Below are 18709 nucleotides of genomic sequence, written 5' to 3'. Positions count from 1 at the left end.
TTTTAGGGCAAAGTATCCCGCTAGTAATATCACTTTTAATGATTATTTCTGGTGAATGAGCGGGTTAACAGTGTTACACCGTTACTCAGCGCAATATGGTTTGATTCATTACTATTTGTAGTACTATATATTTTCTCGGCGCTTAGTATCAGCTCCAAGTTAAAAGTGCTTAAGCGGCCAAAAGGAGGCTTCATGCTGGTTAGAATGTTAGTGATAGTAAGTGTGGTACTTTTCGCAGGTTGCGCGATTGTGCCAGAAAGCGTAGAAGTGCCTAAAGGTACTGAGCTAGTTTCTTATTCCAAAGCCGTTACTTCGGGTGCTAATGCACAAGGTAAAATGGCTCGGTGGGGCGGAGTTATTGTTGGGGTTGAAAATAAGCCAAACAAAACGTTCATCGAACTTGTTCATTTTCCACTAAATAATTACGGAAAGCCTAATAGTGGTGGCGAAACCATCGGGCGCTTTAAAGTGCAAATAGACGGCTTTGTCGATCCTATTGTTTTTGAAGAAGGTCGTTCTGCCACCTTTGTAGGAAAATTAGTACCACCCACATCGGGCATGGTAGGTGAACAACCCTACATGTACCCTACAATATTAGCTGACGACTACCACATGTGGCGTAAACAAGAGGTTTACGACGTGAACATGTACTATTTTGATTATGGTACAGGTTGGTATTCACCGTTTATGCGACATAGACCTTGGGGCTACCCAAGCTACAGAAGAGTGCGGGTAACACGCTACGATAATTCTCCGTCTAGCCCTAAACCTTCAAAAAATAGGTCGAACGTTAATACTATTTCAAGTCCGAATGATAAATTGCGCAAGGATAAAGCGAAATAAGTACGCTACCAGATGAAAATGTTCGTAAAGATAATCGTATTTAAATAAAAATATGTATTTACTAGGGAGGCAAGATTTTGCCTCCCTATTTTTTTATCTGGCAGCATTTGGTTCTTTATGGGCAAATAATTGCCGCCGTATTGTGTGAGGGAGCAACATGATAGAAATTGAATTTACAGCAGGAAATTTACACTTAGCCGCACTAGAAAACCAAGGCGCTGGCACCGTAGTGATAGGGCTACATGGTTATTTAGATAACGCAGAAAGCCTACGGTTACTGGCCCCATATCTGCAATCTCAACGCTTTATCGCCCTTGATCTTGCTGGCCATGGTCGTTCATCCCATCGACCGATAGGCATGCACTATAATCAAGCCGATTACTTACAAGACTTGCATGCGTTGATAGAAGATCAAGAGTGGGAACAGGTTATACTGTTAGGGCATTCTATGGGGGGTATTTTAGCGTCATTGTATGCTGGGTTATTCCCTGAAAAAGTGAAGGGGGTGATCAGCCTTGATGCGTGTGGCCCGTTAACGCTAGAGGCGGATACTAGCCAAGCGCAGATGCGGGAAGCCATTCTTAGTAGGAAGAAAAAACAGCGCAATAAGTTAACCTTGGTTAATTTAGATGATGCGGTGAAAGCCCGCTGTAAGGTCTCTGATATTCCAGCTGATCATGCGCGCGCAATTCTAGAAAGGAATCTTACGCAAGATGCCGGTGGCCATTGCTTTTGGTCGAGCGACCCGCGTCTTCGCACCAAATCTGTCCTTCGATTAACCGAAGAACAGGCAGAAAACATTATGAGTGCGATAGTTTGTCCTATACTTTTTGTAGGTGCGTCAAGCAGCTTTAAAACCCTGGACAGTGTTTATGACAAAAGGCAATCCTGGTTTAAAAATGCTCGGTTTGAGCAATTAACAGGCGGCCATCATATTCACATGGAAAAAACTGATGAAGTTGGCATGTTAATCCGTCAGTTTGTTGAGCAAATGTAAACTGCATAGTTTATTTTTTTTTACACTTCCTATACTATTCGCAAGTTATTAGACCAGTTGCTCAAACGCGCGTGATACTTCACGCGCCTTTGTGTTAAAAATAAGTGAAGGAGGTTTTGGTGGAAAAAACCTGGCTCAAGTTTTACGACCCTCGTGTATCTGCAGAAATTGATGCAGATCGTTACGCATCTGTTGTCGATATATTCGAACAATCAGTAAAAAAGTTTAAAGACAAAGTTGCGTTTATCAACATGGGTCAGTCGATGACCTTTGGCGAACTCGACAAGTTATCTGCACAATATGCTGCCTACCTACAAAATAGCGGGTTAAAGCGCGGTGATGCCGTGGCAATCATGATGCCGAACTTGCTTCAGTACCCTGTAGCCATGTTTGGTGTACTTCGTGCTGGTATGGTTGTGGTTAACGTAAACCCGCTGTACACCGCAAGAGAGTTAAAGCATCAGTTAAATGATGCGAATGCTAAGGCAATTGTTATTGTTGAAAACTTTGCGTGCACACTTGAAGAAGTGATCAGTGAAACAAACATTCAAGAAGTGTTTCTTACTTCGCTAGGCGATATGCTGCCTGTACCAAAACGTTGGGTAGTGAATGCGGTAGTTAAGTATGTGAAAAAAATGGTGCCGGCTTTTAATTTGGCAGCGACTACATCTTTCACAAGCGCTATAAAGCAAGGGCAATCGTTAACCTATACCCGTCCAGATTTAACCAACGATGAACTGGCCTTCTTGCAGTACACCGGTGGCACCACGGGTGTATCTAAAGGCGCCATGCTGACACATCGCAATATGATTGCGAATCTTGAGCAAGTTTCTGGCATTTTAGAAACCGTAATAGATGAAGGCGAAGACTTCGTGGTAACCGCGTTGCCGCTTTACCATATATTCGCATTGCTTGCGAACTGCTTGATGTTCCTTAAATACGGTTGCCAAAACTTACTGATTACTAACCCTCGTGATATGCCAGGGTTTGTAAACGAATTGAGCAAATACCCTTTTACTATTCTTCCGGGTGTAAATACCTTGTTTAACGGCTTGTTAAACACACCAGGGTTTAGCGAGCTTGATTTTAAAAACTTTAAGTTTGGCTTAGGCGGCGGCATGGCTGTTCAACGCCCTGTTGCTGAAAAGTGGGAAAAGGTTACCGGTACTGTACTTCTTGAAGGTTATGGCCTTACGGAATGCTCGCCTGTTGTAACAGTAAACCCACCACAAATTGACGCGTACAAAGGCGCCATTGGTATGCCAGTACCTTCTACCGACATCAAACTTCTTGATGATGATGGTAATGAGGTAGAAAAAGGTGAACCAGGTGAGCTTTGGGTGAAAGGCCCGCAAGTGATGAAAGGGTATTTAAATCGCCCAGAAGCCACTGACGAAATTCTTAAAGATGGTTGGCTTGCCACCGGAGACATCGCCACGGTAGACGATGAAGGTTATTTCTATATTGTTGACCGTAAAAAGGATATGATCCTCGTCTCTGGATTCAATGTGTTTCCAAACGAAATTGAAGAAGTGGCAGCGATGCATGACAACATTGTTGAATCAGCAGCTGTTGGTGTGCCAAATGAAGCTAGTGGTGAAGTGGTGAAGTTATTTGTTGTTCGCAACAACGACTCGCTAACTGCTGAAGCGGTCATTGCGCACTGTAGAGAACACTTAACGGGCTATAAAGTGCCTAAGCAGGTAGTCTTCAAAGAAGATCTACCTAAAACCAATGTAGGTAAAATTCTGCGTCGGGAACTACGAGATTAATTCGGTAAGTGAATTAGGAAACATGTAGAGCCGGCGTAAGCCGGCTTTTTATTATTATGCAATATGAATTAGTAACAACTTTCGAACACCTTAATAGCGTTTGTAACCTAGCCCAGCAACAAAAAGCAGTGGCGCTGGACACAGAATTTGTTCGCACTAGAACCCTGTCTCCGCAGCTTGGTTTAATCCAGTTGTATGACGGGCATCAGTTAGTGCTAATCGATCCGCTTGCGATTGATGATCTCTCGCCATTTATTGCTTTAATGGAAAATACCAGTGTGGTAAAAGTGCTGCACTCATGCTCAGAAGATCTCGAGACCTTTCTGACCGCATTCAACACCGTGCCAACACCCGTATTCGATAGTCAATTTGCTGCCAGTATTCTAGGCTTAGGCGCATCGCTAGGCTACGCAAAGCTGGTTGAGTTATTGTGCGATGTAAGCCTAGATAAAGGCGAGTCTCGAACCGACTGGATAGCGCGCCCTTTAAGAGAAGCGCAGCTTAGCTATGCGGCCAACGATGTACTGTATTTATTACCTTGCTATGAACATTTAGTTGAAAAAATAAATGAAGCAGGCAAGTTAGATTGGGTATACCAAGAGATAGCCCAATTAGCCGATAAAAAGCGCAGTCAAATGCCGGAAGAATTTGCTTATATGCAGATTAAAAACAACTGGCGTTTATCAAAAGAGCAACTTACCGTGCTACAAGCCCTTGCCGCATGGCGACTCGCTACTGCGCGCAAGAAAGACATGGCATTGAATTTTGTATTTAAAGAAATACATCTTTATGAAGCTGCACGTCTTATGCCTTCAAGCAAGTCAGGCTTATCTCAACTACATGGGGTGAACCCACAATCGATCAGGCGCTACGGTGAGACCATAATCACATTAATAAGCGAAGCTCGAGATAAATATGCGGCCACTTCTGAGTCACTTAGGTTACCTAAAGTCAGTCGTTTAATTGACGTTGCAAGCTACAAACAAACGTTAGCAGCGCTAAAAGCTGTGAGCGATAAAATTGCCAGCGAAAACGATGTATCGCCAGAAGTTATTGCATCTAAAAAACAATTGAACCAAGTGCTAAAATGGTACTGGTTCGACAGTGACGAAACCCGAGTGCTAGGCCTTAAGCCAGATGTATTATCTGGTTGGAGAGCGCCGCTATTCGAACCCCATTTAGAAAAGTTACTAGGCAATAAACCTAGTCTCTAACGTTGAAGAGTTTACGAAATGATGTTGTGCGCAATTTATAAATCTCGAAAACACCTAGGCATGTATTTGTATGTGCCTAATAAAGACCAATTTGATGATGTGCCAGAAATTCTTAAAGACAAGTTTGGCAAGCCAGAGTTAGTCACAGTATTGTCGCTAGATAAGCACGAGAAACTGGCTGGGGTGGATAAGCAAAAGTTGGTTGCTGAACTTGAAGATAAAGGCTTTTATCTTCAGTTGCCACCTAAAGAAGATGATTTACTGATGACCCATCGTAAGTCTTTGGGTTTACAAGCCACACCAGATAAAAAGTTTTAAGCATGGCTAAACGGTTAACAGCATCGCTACTTGCAGTAGCGGGGTTTGTGGCAAGCATTGCTTTTGCTCAGGCCGAAGAAAAAACAGCACAAGGGTTTGCTGAGTACGTAACAGCGTTAAAAGCCGAAGCCAAACAGAAAGGCTTCAATGAATCATTTCTCACCGACGCCTTTAACGATATTAGTTTCCGTCCAACGGTTATCAAGTCTGATAAAAACCAACCCGAAAAGAAAATTACACTCGATAGTTACTTAGCTAGTCGTGTGCCTGACTGGAAAGTTCAGCAAGCGGTTGAAATGTATAACAAGCACAAGCCGCTGCTTGAAGAGATAGGGCAGAAGTATCAGGTTCAACCTCGATTTATTGTTGCACTATGGGGTAACGAATCAAATTTTGGACGTATTCAAGGTAACTACAGCGTGCTGTCTGCCTTGGCCTCACTTGCGTATGAAGGCCGCCGAGAAAAACTGTTTAAAGATAACCTTTTTGCCGCGCTGACTATTCTTCATGAAGGCCATACTAGCGTTGATGCGTTAAAAGGTTCTTGGGCTGGTGCCATGGGGCAAAGCCAATTTATGCCAATCTCCTTTTTAAACTACGCGGTAGATTATGATGGTGATGGTAGAAAAGATATATGGCAAACCGAAGCCGATGTATTTGCCTCTATTGCAAACTACCTATCATCAGAAGGGTGGGATAACAACGGCACGTGGGGTAGGCAGGTGTCTTTAACCCAGCCTATAAAAGCGTTCGGTCTTTCAAAAAGCCTTTATAAGCCCTTAGCCGATTGGCAGCAAGCAGGCGTTAGACGCTTCGACGGTAGCGATTTGCCAAACGCTGATATTTCGGCTTCTCTTATTATGCCTGATGGCAGTGAAGGGCGGGTTTACCTTGTCTATAATAACTTTCATACCTTGATGAAATGGAACCGCTCAAGTTACTTCGGCGTGTCGGTAGGTTACCTTTCAGAACGTATAAAACGAGGGTATTAATATGTATCAACATGTAGAATTTCAGGGCAATCCCATCGCATTGCCGATAGGGAAAGTGGCATGTATTGGTCGTAACTATCTTGATCATATCGAAGAAATGAAATCGGTTGTATCAGAGTCACCTTTGTTATTTTTAAAACCCAAAGCGGCGTTGTGTGACTTGGCCAAACCGCTGGTTATTCCTGCCAATCAAGGTGAATGCCATAACGAGCTTGAAGTGGCTGTATTGCTTAAACACGCGTTATGCAAAGCTACAGAAGATGAAGTGTTAGCGGCCATTTGGGGTATAGGGCTTGGTTTGGATTTAACCTTGCGTGATGTGCAGCGCGAGCTTAAGGCGCAAGGCCAACCTTGGGAACGGGCAAAGTCTTTCGATTTAAGCTCTCCAGTGTCAGGCTTTGTTCCAATAGATAGCATCACAGACTTACAAGATTTACATTTTACATTAAGTATAAACGGTGAAGTTCGTCAGTCTGGGCATACCGCAATGATGCTGCACAAAATAGTGCCGTTAATTGCGCATATGTCCCAAACCTTTACCCTAGATGCGGGTGACGTGGTGCTAACGGGTACCCCTAAAGGAGTAGGGCCGTTACTTGCGGGTGACACCATTGAAGCCACCTTACATGATAAAATCACTGTTAATACAAAGGTTGTTAGCTAATGACTGCTCCTTTTTGGGAAACCAAAACCCTTGAAGAAATGACCCAAAAGGAATGGGAGTCATTATGCGATGGCTGTGCAAAGTGTTGCTTACATAAGTTTATTGATGATGAAAACGAAGAAGCGCAAGCGCCTACGGATTACATCAATGCCAATGAACAAATTCATTACACCAATATTGTCTGTTCTCTGCTCAATACGAAAAAATGTGAATGTACCCAGTATGCAAAGCGAACTGAGCTTGTGCCCGATTGTGTTCAGCTGACGAAAGCCAACTTAAAAGACATTTTTTTTATGCCCACAAGCTGCGCTTATCGCCGTCTTCATGAAGGGAGAGGTTTGCCGTCTTGGCATCCGTTGCTGAATAAGGGCAAGAAACATGTGATGCACAAAAATGGCATGTCTGTACGCAATAAAACGGTGTTTGAAACCGATGTGGATTTAGATGCTTTCGAAGATTATATTGCTATTTGGCCGTTGGAAGATTTAGATTAACCGGTAATACTGTAAAGCAGCGCATCTCGTCCGAAAATGCGCTTGCGGCAAAGCCCTTCCTTTTCAGCACCAATACGTTCGGCCACGCGCAAACTGGCTTTGTTGTTAGGCTCGATTAGGCATTCTAGTCGGTGTAAATTCATTTGCGTAAAGGCTAGCTTCTTTAGCGCTTCACAAATGGCAGTGGCGAGGCCTTTTCCACATGAGTCTGAACGAAGCCAATAACCCAAATTCGCGGTTAAATGGGTGTGGTGGATATAGTTGATGATCCCCATGCCCAAACAGCGTTCATCGTGCATTAGCAAGTAGGTTAACCCATAACCTGACTCTCTCGCAGCCTCCATCGATTGAATACATTGTTTCGCCAATGCAGGGGTAACTGGGCACAGCGCTGCACCTAACCAAGGTTTCACATGGTGAATAGATTGCTGTGAAGCCTCACATAAGGCTTCAGCATGCTTAGGGGCTATGCGCTGTATTGTCACCGGCCCCTGTTCTGTGTGGATAGGAGGGAGCCTTGACGGCAAAATAGAAAGGTCTATCAAAAGGGTTTTTTATCCAGCAAACGACATGCAAATACAATAGCAAATACTATAAAGTACGCAGCAAAGAGGATTTGCATCCATTGTGCCATTCCCATTGAAAGAAACTGCCAACTGTCCTCTAAGCAATCACCTTGTGCGGCGAAAATAGCAGGTATCCATTCGTGTAACTGAAGCCATGATGGAAAGTTAGGTACTATTTCGCAGCTGGCGAAAAAAGGGTTCGGCGCATTCAAAATAGCAATATGTTCTTTAGCGATTAAAAAGCCCCAGCCGGCAGATACTGCCCAACCGGCAAAACCTACCATGCGTATAAGGCCGTTGTTTTTAATCAAAACAAACAGTGCTGACAACACAATGCCGTACATGGCAGTACGTTGGTAAATGCACATAATGCAGGGTTTTAAGCCCATGCCATATTGAAAGTAAAGAGCGGCTAATTCTAGCCCTAATGACGTGGCGAAAAGCACAAGCCATGAAGACTTGTGCTCTGCCCAGCGACTAATGCGATGTACTACTGAACGCATGTCTAATTCCTAGTGTGAAACAGCACCGCCAACAGCTTCTGTCGCGGTATGATGTTCGATTAAGTGCATGTCGTACAACCACTGGGTTGCATCGGCTAAGCCTACATAGGTAGCCACCAAGCCCACAATAGTAAGTACGATGGTGTATGGCAGTGCCATCATTACCATGCGCCCGTACGACAAGCGTAGTAAAGGTGCAATCGCAGAGGTCAACATGAACAAGAATGCAGCTTGACCGTTGGGTGTAGCAACACTAGGCAAGTTAGTTCCTGTGTTAATTGCAACTGCTAGCATATCGTACTGGTCACGGGTAATTTGGCCAGCTTGCAGGGCTGCGGTAACTTCTGTGATATACACAGAGCCTACAAACACGTTATCACTCACCATCGATAACACACCATTGGCGAGGTAAAACATCACCATCTGAGTTTCACCTTCAAAGCTTAGTACCCAATGAATAACGGGTTGGAATAAGCCTTGGTCGATAATCACTGCCACAACACCAAAGAATACGCAAAGCAAAGCAGTAAAAGGCAGAGCTTCTTCGAAAGCTTTACCTAACGCGTGCTCTTCAATAATGCCGCTCATCGATGTTGCCAATACAATAACAGAAAGACCGATTAACCCTACAGATGCCATGTGTGTTGCCAAGCCAACCACTAACCATACGCCAATGAGAGCTTGAACCACAAGCTTAGCCTTTTCACGTTTGCTGCGGCTTTTATCCATATGCTCGCTATAGTCGGTAAGAATTTTTCTCACTGAATTTGGTAGTTTTGCACCATATGTAAACCAACCTGTTTTCTCTAAAACCATAGTGGTTAATAAGCCAAATACGAAAACAGGTAAGCTAACAGGCGCCATGCGGATGAAGAATTCAACGAAATCCCAGCCAGCTTTATCAGCAATAATAAGGTTTTGTGGCTCACCTACCATCGTCATTACGCCGCCCAGTGCAGTACCTACCGCAGAGTGCATCATTAGGTTACGAAGGAAGGCACGGAAGTTTTCTAGATCATTACTGCCTAGTGAATCTACGCCGTCATCACTCGTGTGGTCATGATCTGAGTGAAATTCTTTACCCGAAGCTACTTTGTGGTAAATAGAATAGAAACCTAAACCTACACTGATGATTACTGCAACCACGGTCAGAGCATCAAGGAATGCCGATAAAAAAGCTGATGCAAAGATAAACGACAGTGACAAGACCATTTTGTTTTTAACCCCAATCACTAACTTGGTGAATAAAAACATAAGTAGATCTTTCATAAAGTAGATACCGGCAACCATGAAGACCAGAAGTAATAGTACTTCAAGGTTAACCTCAATTTCGTGCATCATGTGTCCGGGCGTTGTCATCCCAATGAACATGGCCTCAATGAGTAGTAAGCCGCCTGGCTGCAATGGGTAGCACTTTAACGCCATGGCGAGAGTAAAAATAAATTGGATCACCAATGTCCAACCCGCCAAGTAGGGGTCAACCATAAACAATACTGGGTTTATAATGAGAAAGGCGATAATGGTTTGCTTATACCAATTGGGTGCGTGTCCCAGAAAGTTACTAAAGACCGCCGAGATCATTGAGGTTTGCATGAGTTCCTATTCCTTTTACAACAAAGGCGCTAACGTTGCGTCTTTACGTTTTGAATTTCTGGTTATTGCAAACATAAACTGACTTTCATCGAGAGCAAGTGATTGCAAGTTGTCGATAATCGGGCAGTTTTGCTGCTTTCATTATAATAGTCCGAAATTAAGCGTACATGATATTACAACCTTGAGAAAGCAATTCACAGACCCCATAAAAGGAAAGTTAGCGGAATTACTCAAGTTAGGTCGATAATCAACCTAACAATGTAGTTTATTGCGTTAAGTAAGTCTGCTTTTGCGTGATAAAAAACCATTAACGCAAAGGTTTAAGGATTATTTTAATGAAATGTTAACAAAAATTGTTAGCAGGGGATTTTTCATTGTGATAATAAAAGCGCATCTGGTACAATCAGTCGCAGAATAACAATAACGTGCAGGCGATTAGTTATGATTTATAAGGCGCAGAGTCCCGCTGGATTTGCCGAAGAATATATTGTTGAATCGATTTGGAGTGGACGCTTCCCGCCGGGTACAATTTTGCCTGCAGAAAGAGAGCTTTCAGAACTTATTGGTGTAACACGCACAACCTTGCGTGAAGTTTTGCAACGTTTGGCTCGTGACGGTTGGTTAACCATTCAACATGGTAAACCCACAAAAGTGAATAACTTTTGGGAAAGCTGTGGCTTGAACATTCTAGAAACCTTAGCTCGTCTTGATCAAGAGGGCATTCCTGAACTAGTGGACAACCTCTTAGCGGCGCGTACTAATTTAAGTGCTGTGTTTATTCGAGGGGCAATTCGCAACAACCCGAAGGAATCTGCTGAGATTATTGCACGTTATAAAGACGTGGAAGAAGACGGCGCTGCTTTTGCGCAATTCGATTACCAAATGACCCATGATTTAGCATTGGCATCAAACAATAATGTGTTTGTGTTAATGATGAATGGCTTTAGGGGCATGTACTCACGTATTGGTGGGTTCTACTTCGATCATCAGCAAGCGCGAGATGTGGCCAAAGCCTATTACGCTAAACTGCTCGATGCTGCAGAAAACGAAAGACACGATAAAGTACCTGTAGTAGTAAGAGACTATGGTATTGAAAGTGGTAAAGTTTGGCAGCAAGTGCGAGACAGCATGCCTAAAGATATTGTCGATTAATACAATGGCAGTGGAGAGAAGCGAATTCCTCTTAAGCTAAATACGTAAGTTACTTCAGTACTATCAAAAACGTCCTCTTCAGGGCGTTTTTTTGTTTTAAGACACAGCTTGTAACTATTTAGTACTTAGTTTGGTCACATTAGTGCTTTTTAACCCTATATTAACGTTAAAAATTACCTATACTTTGGGGTTAAGTTTTGTCACTTATCATCTTCCGGAAAAGGACCTATCATGAAATCTCTATGGATAGCATCGTGCATGACGTTAACGGCGAGTCTTTCGCTAGGAGCGTGCAGCGATAATAGCACTAGCATGGAACAATCCTCACAAGTAGAAAAACAACAAGGCGTTAAATTGATTACTGATACTCCAGCACCTGTTGCGCAGAAAATTCCTTATGAGCTAGCGGCTCACGGTACCGTCCGCAATGATGACTATTACTGGATGCGAGATGATAGTCGTGAAGACGAGAAAGTGTTGGCGCACTTAGAAAAAGAAAATGCTTATTTAGAAACTGTTATGGCGCCATTAAAAGATAACAGAGAAACCTTGTACGAAGAGCTGATTGCCCGAATAGAAAAAGATGATACGACGGTTCCTTATTTAAAGAATGATTATTGGTATTTCACCGAGTACTCAGGGGAAAATGAATACCCTATTTATCTGCGAAAACCATCCATGGATGCAGAGGGAGAGGTATTACTGAATATGAATGTGATGGCCGAAGGTCATGACTATTATAATATTGGTGACTACTCGGTTAGCAGTGATAATAATTTACTCGCGTATTCTGAAGATACGTTGAGCCGCCGCGTTTATACCATTTTTGTGAAAAATTTAGCTACGGGTGAGTTATTGTCAGACGAACTGACAGGTACCTCTGGTGCAGTAGAGTGGGCTAACGATAATAAACACCTTTTCTATGTGAAAAAAGATCTGCAAACCTTACTTGGGTTTCAGGTTTATCGTCATGCACTTGGCACACCTCAAGCGGACGATACGTTAGTGTTCGAGGAAACTGACCCTACGTTTTATACCTACATTAGTAAAAGCAAAGATGATGACATGATTTACATTCATCATAGTCACACAGACAAAAGTGCAGTGACCTTAATAGATGCGAACCAACCTACTAAGGCGCCAGTCCCATTCTTGCCTATTAGGGAAAATGAGGAATACAGCATTGAAAAATCGGGTGATAGTTACTTTGTTCTGACGAACAATGAGGCAACTAACTTTCGAGTGATGAAAGCGCCAGCTTCTGCAACCGATGATATGTCCAAATGGGAAGAGGTGATTGCCCATAATCCTGACGTATTCATTCAAGATATAGAAGTGCTGGGCGACTTTTTAGTGGTCAAAGAAAAGCAAGAGGGTGTTTTACGTCTTGTTGCGCACAATTTAAAAGCTGATAAAGTCACAGTAATACCTACAGATGATCCTATCTACGGTGCTTACTTCACAGGTAACACTCAGCAAGATACCGATACTTTACGTATTTACTATAGTTCCTTAACTACGCCCGCGAGCATTGTAGATATCGACTTAAACACCTTTGATAAAACGGTCCTTAAACAAACTAAGGTTTCTGACACGTTTTCATCAGCGGCGTATACCTCTGAACGTATCATGATTAAAGCGGAAGATGGAGCGGACATTCCCGTATCGTTGGTCTATCGTAACGACATGTTTAACAAAGATGGCACCAATCCACTCTATCAATATGCCTATGGTTCTTACGGTGCCACGATTGAGCCAACGTTTAGAAGTAGTTGGTTATCGTTAGTAGATAGAGGCTTCGTGGTGGCGATTGCACATATTCGTGGCGGCCAAATGTTAGGTCGACAGTGGTATGAAGACGGAAAGATGCACAGTAAGATTAATACATTTACCGACTTTATCGACGTATCAAAAGGCCTGATTGAAAAGCGATATGCCGATCCTAAACGAGTGTTCGCCATGGGCGGCAGTGCGGGTGGTTTGTTGATGGGCGCGATTGCGAATATGGCGCCTGAGCTGTATTTGGGGATTTCTGCGCATGTGCCCTTTGTGGATGTTGTTACTACAATGAGTGACGACACTATCCCTTTAACCACAGGTGAATATACAGAATGGGGTAACCCTGCGAATAAAGATGAATTCGACTATATTTTATCTTATTCACCTTACGATCAAGTGAGTGCCCAAGATTATCCTCACATGTTAGTGACCACAGGGCTTCACGACTCACAAGTGCAATACTTTGAGCCGATGAAATGGGTAGCTAAGCTACGTGACTACAAAACCAATGATAATTTGTTGTTGTTTCAAACAGATATGGAAGCTGGTCACGGTGGTGCATCTGGTCGGTTCAAACGTTTTGAGTCAACAGCGCTAGAATATGCATTCGTTTTTTACCTGGCAGGTATAGAAATCTAGCTGTCGAGATTTAAGCTAGCATCACTATGTTTTACTGACATATCGAACAGGCAAAAGCTTTAGCGTTTGCCTGTTTTTTACATTTAGCATTTGTTAACACTAAAAGGAAACATGCTATGAACAGTAATCCCGTTGGTTGGTTTGAAATTTATGTTGAAGATATGCCTCGCGCGCAGGCTTTCTACGAAAGCGTACTGAAGGTTTCCTTAGAATCACTGGAAGACCCTTCTGCCGATAAATCACAAGGCGCGTTCAGTATGATGACCTTCCCTTCTGACATGGAGCACTATGGCGCCAGTGGCGCACTAGTTCACATGGAGGGCGCTCCAGTAGGTAAAAATAGCACCTTAGTCTATTTTGCGTGTGAGGATTGTGCCGTTGAAGCGGGTAGGGTAGTTGACGCAGGGGGCGTTCTTGAGAAAGAAAAAATGGCGATTGGTGAATATGGGTTTATTGCGTTAGCTATTGATACAGAAGGGAATATGATTGGATTTCATTCCCAAGCGTAAACTTTTTGTGGTTTTGTATTGTTATTAGTATGCGGTTTCTAATTGTGCTTTGTATAGTGATTCTGTAATCGAACATTCACAGGAGCTGACGATGACAACCACTGATACCATTAAAGGTAAAATTAACGAAGCAGAAGACATGGCTCGCAAAATTTGGCTAGCAGGGCTTGGCGCGTACGGAAAAAGCGTAGAAGAAGCACAAGGTCGTTACGAAAAGCTAAGTGAAGACGCGAACAAAATGTTTGATGACTTAGTAACCAAAGGTGAAACGCTAGAAGACGATGCGCGTAGTAAGTTTAAGTCGACCACCAATGATGTTGAAAACCGTGTGGCAGATGTACGTAAAAAACTGGGCTTAGATACCGACCCTGCTGATCATCGTATTGAAGAGCTTTCAGCAAAAATTGACGCGTTAACGGAAGCCGTAGCTAAGTTAGCGGCGAATAAATAGCACACACGTTTTATTGTTGCTATTTTTCAGCAAGGTAGTTGTTGTCGTTTTTTGTAGTATGGTTACTGACAAAGGCGTTAGCGCAAATGCTAGCGCTGATGCGACAGTAAAACTACCTTGCCCTATTCGTTTTCGAAGCGGGAGGTTACATGCCTAATAATCACAAATCATCACCCTTATTTGGATGGCTTACAGCAGGTTCTGATTTAATATCAGCGCAACTTGAGAGTACGGCTACTACAGTAAGTAAAAAAATTGATGATACTCACTCCTCAATTGAGGCTATGCAGCGCAAGGGCGCTGAAGTCGAAGGTGAGTTGAAACGTCGATTTAACCCAGTTTCACTTGTTGATAGCGCACAACAGTTGGTGATGTCTACGCCTTTGTTTAGCTTACTTTCTGGTGGAAAAGCACGCCTTGAAAGAGAGCATCAAATAGCGTTACTTTCCGCTAAAGTTGATTTACTGGTAGAGCAAGTAGCATTGCTTGCCGCGAAACGAGCGGCAGAGAAAGCCCAAACGCCAACAAAAACAACTGCAAAAGCCCCGGTAAAAGCGGCGCCAAAGTCGACAGCTAAGGCTGCTTCAAAAACGACACCAAAACCCACGGCTAAAGCGACACCTAAAGCAGCCTCAAAACCTGCCACCAAAACGACCGCTGCGGCAAGCAAAGCGGCTAGCAAAACCTCTACGGCTAGTAAAACCACTACGGCAAAAATACCTGCCGCCGCGAAATCAACCACTACGACTTCCGCTGCATCGAAGCCAGCAGCGACTAAAACGACTGCCGCTAAGGCTTCAGGAACTAAGCCCCAGGCGACGAAGTCTTTAACATCAAGTAGCGGTACGTCAACTGCGACGAAAACCAACGGTGATGGTAAGGCAGATAGCGACTCGTAAACCTTTAGCACCTTACTGGCTACACCGTTAGGCGCAAAAAAAGAGAGTAGGGCACTCTCTTCTTTTATAGTCGCGCTTGATAGCGTTGTTAGTGTTTAGCCACAGGCGTTGCATCGCCTCGGGGGGTAATACATCGCCACGGGGGTTAATACATCGCCACGGGCCTAGTTCGTTTTGCTCCACAGATTTTGGTGTTTCTTAAAACTAAAATAGTCGTGGGGCTCCCAAAAGCTGGGGATTAAGTCATCTACTGCGTCTGGGGTGAAATTACTGGAAAGCTGGCTCATGATTTCTTTCAAGCGCGCTTTATCAACATTCATTAGCTTCTTTCTGCTAACTGGGAAATAAAGGTTTCTGCCTTTCTCAATAACTTCGATATGACCGCTGCTGATATGCTTTTGATTGCGCGTGGTTACTTTGCAAATTGGCTCGCCAGGTTTAGTTGGATTTAATCCTATCACCACCGCACATTCATATTGGTCTTTTTCTTGGCCGTTTTCATTAACAGGAATGAAAGTAATGCCGAAGCCTTGCGGGAAGTAACCGACCAAGTCAATAAAGTCCTCCGCGAGCTTTTTATTTAACGCGCCTTTTTTAGATAGCTGCTCTATAAGTAAGTAGCCTTTAGGTAGGTTTTTACGGCTGTAATCGTTTTTAGTAGAAAAAATAACAGACGCATAAATTTGCGGTATTTTAATTAGCTCACCTAAACCAGTTTTAGACACAAAGGCATCTTTTACCAACTGGCTAACAAAGTCATTGGCCTCTTTATGTGTTTGCACAAATCGGTCACGTTCTTCTTTCACGTTTCCCACATAGGCTGGAATGCCTAACCCTTCAGTAAGGTATTTCATGGTGAAGTGATAGTTAAGCTTCAACAAGTCTTTTCGCTGAGATTCTTCTAGTAATCGGAATTCATCCAACTTATTGTCTGCGCCACGTAATATCGTTAATGCGGCGGGGCTTTGTAAGCCTACATCTTGTAGCAAAGAGGCAGTAATTAATGGGCGGCCTAATTCTATGCGCCATTTTTCACGCCAATAGCGGTTACCACGCATACGAGAGATCGCGTCACGATATTTTGAAAGGTACTTGTGCGCAATGGTGTCGTGATCGAGTAATTTATCAGTAAGTCTTAACACCAACACGGCTTTGTAAAGCGGCTTAAAGCGCTGGTGAATGCGTGCAAATTTACCCTCGGGGCCTTGAGTAAGTAACATTAAGGTGCCGAGAAACTTTGCACTTAGCTGCTGAGTTTCTTGCCAGCTGTCTCCTTCGCACAGCTTGATAATCTTAATGCTTACCTCATCAATACGCGCAAGGCGCGCCAAGCGTTCCTCTTCAAGCTTTTGGCTAGAGTTTTTAATTTGCTTTTTAAGCTGATCTACAAGAACTTCTTTCTTAGTTGAAGCTTCCGCTTTTTTTAGCTGTACCTTCAATTCCTCAACATGCGCTTCTAGCGTAGGCGTTAAAGCAAAAAAATGTTTAGCATCTTCAAATACTGAGCCATAGCCAACCTCTTGTGGGTACACCATGTTTATTAATTGTTTAACTTGCTGCGTGTAGATGCTATCTGGGCTTTGAATTTGTGCGCTCACCGATATCCTTCGTGTATGTTTTCTACCCCAATGCCAGTCAAATTCCTGCCTGGGGTGGGTTATTAGGCACTGTGTCCTAATTCAACCGCTTCTCTTTGTTTCAATTTGCCAAGATAATACCGCAAACTTTCGCTAATTTTGGTATTTTTTTCAATAACATCGAGCTGTGGCCAAGTTGATTTTTCTCCACTCACAATGAGAGCATTGATACTCTCAAGACTTGGATTAGCAATAACTTGTGTCAAATTACGAATTTGTTGTTTGGGGAGAATATTTATATTGCCTACATATTGCTGATCGATAATAGACTTCACTTTATGAATAGCAAGTTTAGCGCCCTTATTGTCAATCATATTTTCAATAATATCGATGGCAAAAATACTGTTACTTTTTAATAGCTGCCCCACGTGTCTGCTCGATAGCCCCCACAGTGATTGAGGGTTAATACGCGTAGATTGAATGAAGGGCACGGCGAGTGGATTGGTTTGGCTTACAATACTGTGGTTAACGCCATATAACCTAGCAAGTCTATCAAAGGGTAAATCAGCCATCAGTGAGCCGTCAGCGAAGCGTCGGTTAGGAATATAGGGGACGATATCACCCGCTGGTGTTTTAGCGCGTAGTTGTACGGGGCTAAATACTACCGGTACGGCACATGACGCTCTTACCGCTTGGGTGATAATAGCGTTGGGCGATGTTTTAGCGTTTAGTAACCTAGAATGTTGGTGTAAATCTGCAGGCGATACGGTTACGGTTACATGCCGACGGGTTTTTTTATAGGCTTCTTCAAAGGTGGTTAAATCGAATAAGCTGATTAATGCATTCTCTAACACCGTGCTATCAAACAAACTATTCTTACCAAAGCCCGCCCAGCTTCGCCATTTTTTGAAGGTTTCGTAGATATTTTCAGCGCTTAATGCATCGAGCAATTCGTCATGCGTACGTGTGCCTACCAAGGCAGCAATAATGGAACCGGCACTTGCGCCTGATACTACAGAAGGCAACAGCTCTTTCTCATTTAGCGACTTTACAACACCGCAATGAAAGAAGCCCAATCCAGCGCCGCCAGACAACATCAGGCAGCTGCGTCCGAATGCATGGGCGGTTTCTTCAAAAAATGACAGCTTCTCGTAAAAATCTACGTCGTCTTCATTAGCTTGGTAAATCTGATCAAGTGCTAGCTTGACCTCTTCAATGAATTGCACGATGAGATACTTAGTGCCCATCTTGCATTTACGGCGGATAGCAGGGTTTGCAATATTGCCTAAATTCCCATGCAAGCCTTCATGAATAATTGACATAAGCGCATGCATATCACCATTGCCTCTGGCAATTTTTAAGCGCTGTACCCGTTTTTGAATAAGTATGTAGTCGTAATCATCTGATGCATCATCGGCTTTCCATGCTTCTGCACCGGAAATTTCATCATGCGCTAAGCAAGCTTCTTGGTATGCTTGATAGCTTGAAGCATGGGCAATGTCTTGGTCTAATTTTTTTAAACGTAAGTCAAATAAAGCCATATTATCAGTGTCACGGATGAGTATACAAAAAGTGTACAAAGGAAGTTTAGAATGCGCTACCTAACAAAAAGTAGTCAAAAATTAAGCGGGGTTTATTTGATGTATTTTAATAAAACTTGGAAACCTTGGTGCATTTACCGATAAAACATTGACCAATTCGTAAGCACTCAGTAGCCTGAAAGAGAAGAAAAATAATTCGAGCAAGT

At 43.2% G+C, this 18709-nt stretch carries 18 protein-coding genes; 13 read left to right on the top strand and 5 right to left on the bottom strand.

Going from position 1 to position 18709, the window contains the following annotated elements:
• Positions 1-192: 192 nt before the first annotated feature.
• The 8 genes from AV939_RS12650 (at position 193) to AV939_RS12615 (ending at position 7294) form a co-directional block, all read left to right on the top strand.
• On the top strand, positions 193-843 hold the full coding sequence (locus tag AV939_RS12650) for a Slp family lipoprotein (RefSeq protein WP_231701213.1): 651 nt from the start codon (positions 193-195) through the stop codon (positions 841-843).
• A 157-nt stretch (positions 844-1000) separates the two neighbouring features.
• Complete coding sequence (locus AV939_RS12645) at positions 1001-1840, top strand: alpha/beta fold hydrolase (protein WP_061997786.1); 840 nt, start codon at positions 1001-1003, stop codon at positions 1838-1840.
• Between the two features lie 119 nt (positions 1841-1959).
• Positions 1960-3612, top strand: coding sequence for a long-chain-fatty-acid--CoA ligase FadD (gene fadD / locus AV939_RS12640; RefSeq protein WP_061997785.1), 1653 nt, complete (start codon positions 1960-1962; stop codon positions 3610-3612).
• A 56-nt stretch (positions 3613-3668) separates the two neighbouring features.
• Positions 3669-4826: a ribonuclease D gene (gene rnd / locus AV939_RS12635; RefSeq protein ID WP_057790857.1), complete on the top strand. Its 1158-nt coding sequence runs from the start codon at positions 3669-3671 to the stop codon at positions 4824-4826.
• 21 nt (positions 4827-4847) lie between these two features.
• On the top strand, positions 4848-5144 hold the full coding sequence (locus tag AV939_RS12630) for a YcgL domain-containing protein (protein WP_057796045.1): 297 nt from the start codon (positions 4848-4850) through the stop codon (positions 5142-5144).
• 2 nt (positions 5145-5146) lie between these two features.
• Positions 5147-6136: a lytic murein transglycosylase gene (locus AV939_RS12625; protein ID WP_061997784.1), complete on the top strand. Its 990-nt coding sequence runs from the start codon at positions 5147-5149 to the stop codon at positions 6134-6136.
• A gap of 1 nt (position 6137) precedes the next feature.
• Positions 6138-6800, top strand: a complete 663-nt coding sequence (locus AV939_RS12620) for a fumarylacetoacetate hydrolase family protein (protein WP_057790861.1) — start codon at positions 6138-6140, stop codon at positions 6798-6800.
• The gene (locus AV939_RS12615; RefSeq protein WP_057790863.1) at positions 6800-7294 is read left to right on the top strand and encodes a YcgN family cysteine cluster protein; all 495 of its coding nucleotides are present in this window, start codon (positions 6800-6802) and stop codon (positions 7292-7294) included. The genes AV939_RS12620 and AV939_RS12615 overlap by 1 nt, the downstream gene beginning before the upstream one ends.
• On the opposite strand, the gene AV939_RS12610 is transcribed toward AV939_RS12615, so the two are convergent.
• From AV939_RS12610 to nhaB, 3 genes are read right to left on the bottom strand one after another with little or no spacing between them, the layout of a single operon-like run.
• Positions 7291-7839: a GNAT family N-acetyltransferase gene (locus tag AV939_RS12610; RefSeq protein WP_057790866.1), complete on the bottom strand. Its 549-nt coding sequence runs from the start codon at positions 7837-7839 to the stop codon at positions 7291-7293. The genes AV939_RS12615 and AV939_RS12610 overlap by 4 nt on opposite strands.
• Positions 7836-8363: a disulfide bond formation protein DsbB gene (gene dsbB / locus AV939_RS12605; RefSeq protein ID WP_061997783.1), complete on the bottom strand. Its 528-nt coding sequence runs from the start codon at positions 8361-8363 to the stop codon at positions 7836-7838. The genes AV939_RS12610 and dsbB overlap by 4 nt, the downstream gene beginning before the upstream one ends.
• A gap of 9 nt (positions 8364-8372) precedes the next feature.
• Positions 8373-9956 carry a sodium/proton antiporter NhaB gene (nhaB, locus tag AV939_RS12600; protein ID WP_057790870.1) on the bottom strand — a complete coding sequence of 528 codons (1584 nt, stop codon included), beginning with the start codon at positions 9954-9956 and terminating at the stop codon, positions 8373-8375.
• 441 nt (positions 9957-10397) lie between these two features.
• Here nhaB and fadR point away from each other — a divergent pair, with 441 nt between their 5' ends.
• The 5 genes from fadR (at position 10398) to AV939_RS12575 (ending at position 15385) form a co-directional block, all read left to right on the top strand.
• A complete protein-coding gene (fadR, locus tag AV939_RS12595; protein WP_061997782.1) occupies positions 10398-11108 on the top strand; it encodes a fatty acid metabolism transcriptional regulator FadR in 711 nt (236 codons plus the stop codon).
• Positions 11109-11420: 312 nt separating this feature from the next.
• Positions 11421-13526 (top strand): S9 family peptidase, encoded by a 2106-nt coding sequence (locus AV939_RS12590; protein WP_138118185.1) that lies wholly within the window; start codon positions 11421-11423, stop codon positions 13524-13526.
• Between the two features lie 116 nt (positions 13527-13642).
• The gene (locus AV939_RS12585) at positions 13643-14035 is read left to right on the top strand and encodes a VOC family protein (RefSeq protein ID WP_061997781.1); all 393 of its coding nucleotides are present in this window, start codon (positions 13643-13645) and stop codon (positions 14033-14035) included.
• A 91-nt stretch (positions 14036-14126) separates the two neighbouring features.
• Entirely contained in the window at positions 14127-14486 is a 360-nt protein-coding gene (locus AV939_RS12580) for a phasin-related domain-containing protein (protein WP_057790879.1), read from the top strand.
• A gap of 149 nt (positions 14487-14635) precedes the next feature.
• Entirely contained in the window at positions 14636-15385 is a 750-nt protein-coding gene (locus tag AV939_RS12575; RefSeq protein WP_061997780.1) for a hypothetical protein, read from the top strand.
• Between the two features lie 164 nt (positions 15386-15549).
• On the opposite strand, the gene AV939_RS12570 is transcribed toward AV939_RS12575, so the two are convergent.
• On the bottom strand, positions 15550-16983 hold the full coding sequence (locus tag AV939_RS12570; RefSeq protein WP_057790882.1) for a hypothetical protein: 1434 nt from the start codon (positions 16981-16983) through the stop codon (positions 15550-15552).
• 62 nt (positions 16984-17045) lie between these two features.
• A complete protein-coding gene (locus tag AV939_RS12565; RefSeq protein WP_057790884.1) occupies positions 17046-18503 on the bottom strand; it encodes a DUF3336 domain-containing protein in 1458 nt (485 codons plus the stop codon).
• Between the last annotated feature and the right edge of the window lie 206 nt (positions 18504-18709).

Origin of the sequence: Alteromonas sp. Mac1 (assembly GCF_001562125.1) — a bacterium.
Taxonomy (GTDB): Bacteria; Pseudomonadota; Gammaproteobacteria; order Enterobacterales; family Alteromonadaceae; genus Alteromonas; species Alteromonas stellipolaris.
The sequence above is the reverse complement of the archived record's forward strand: the minus strand, read 5'-3'. Positions and strand labels throughout refer to the sequence as shown.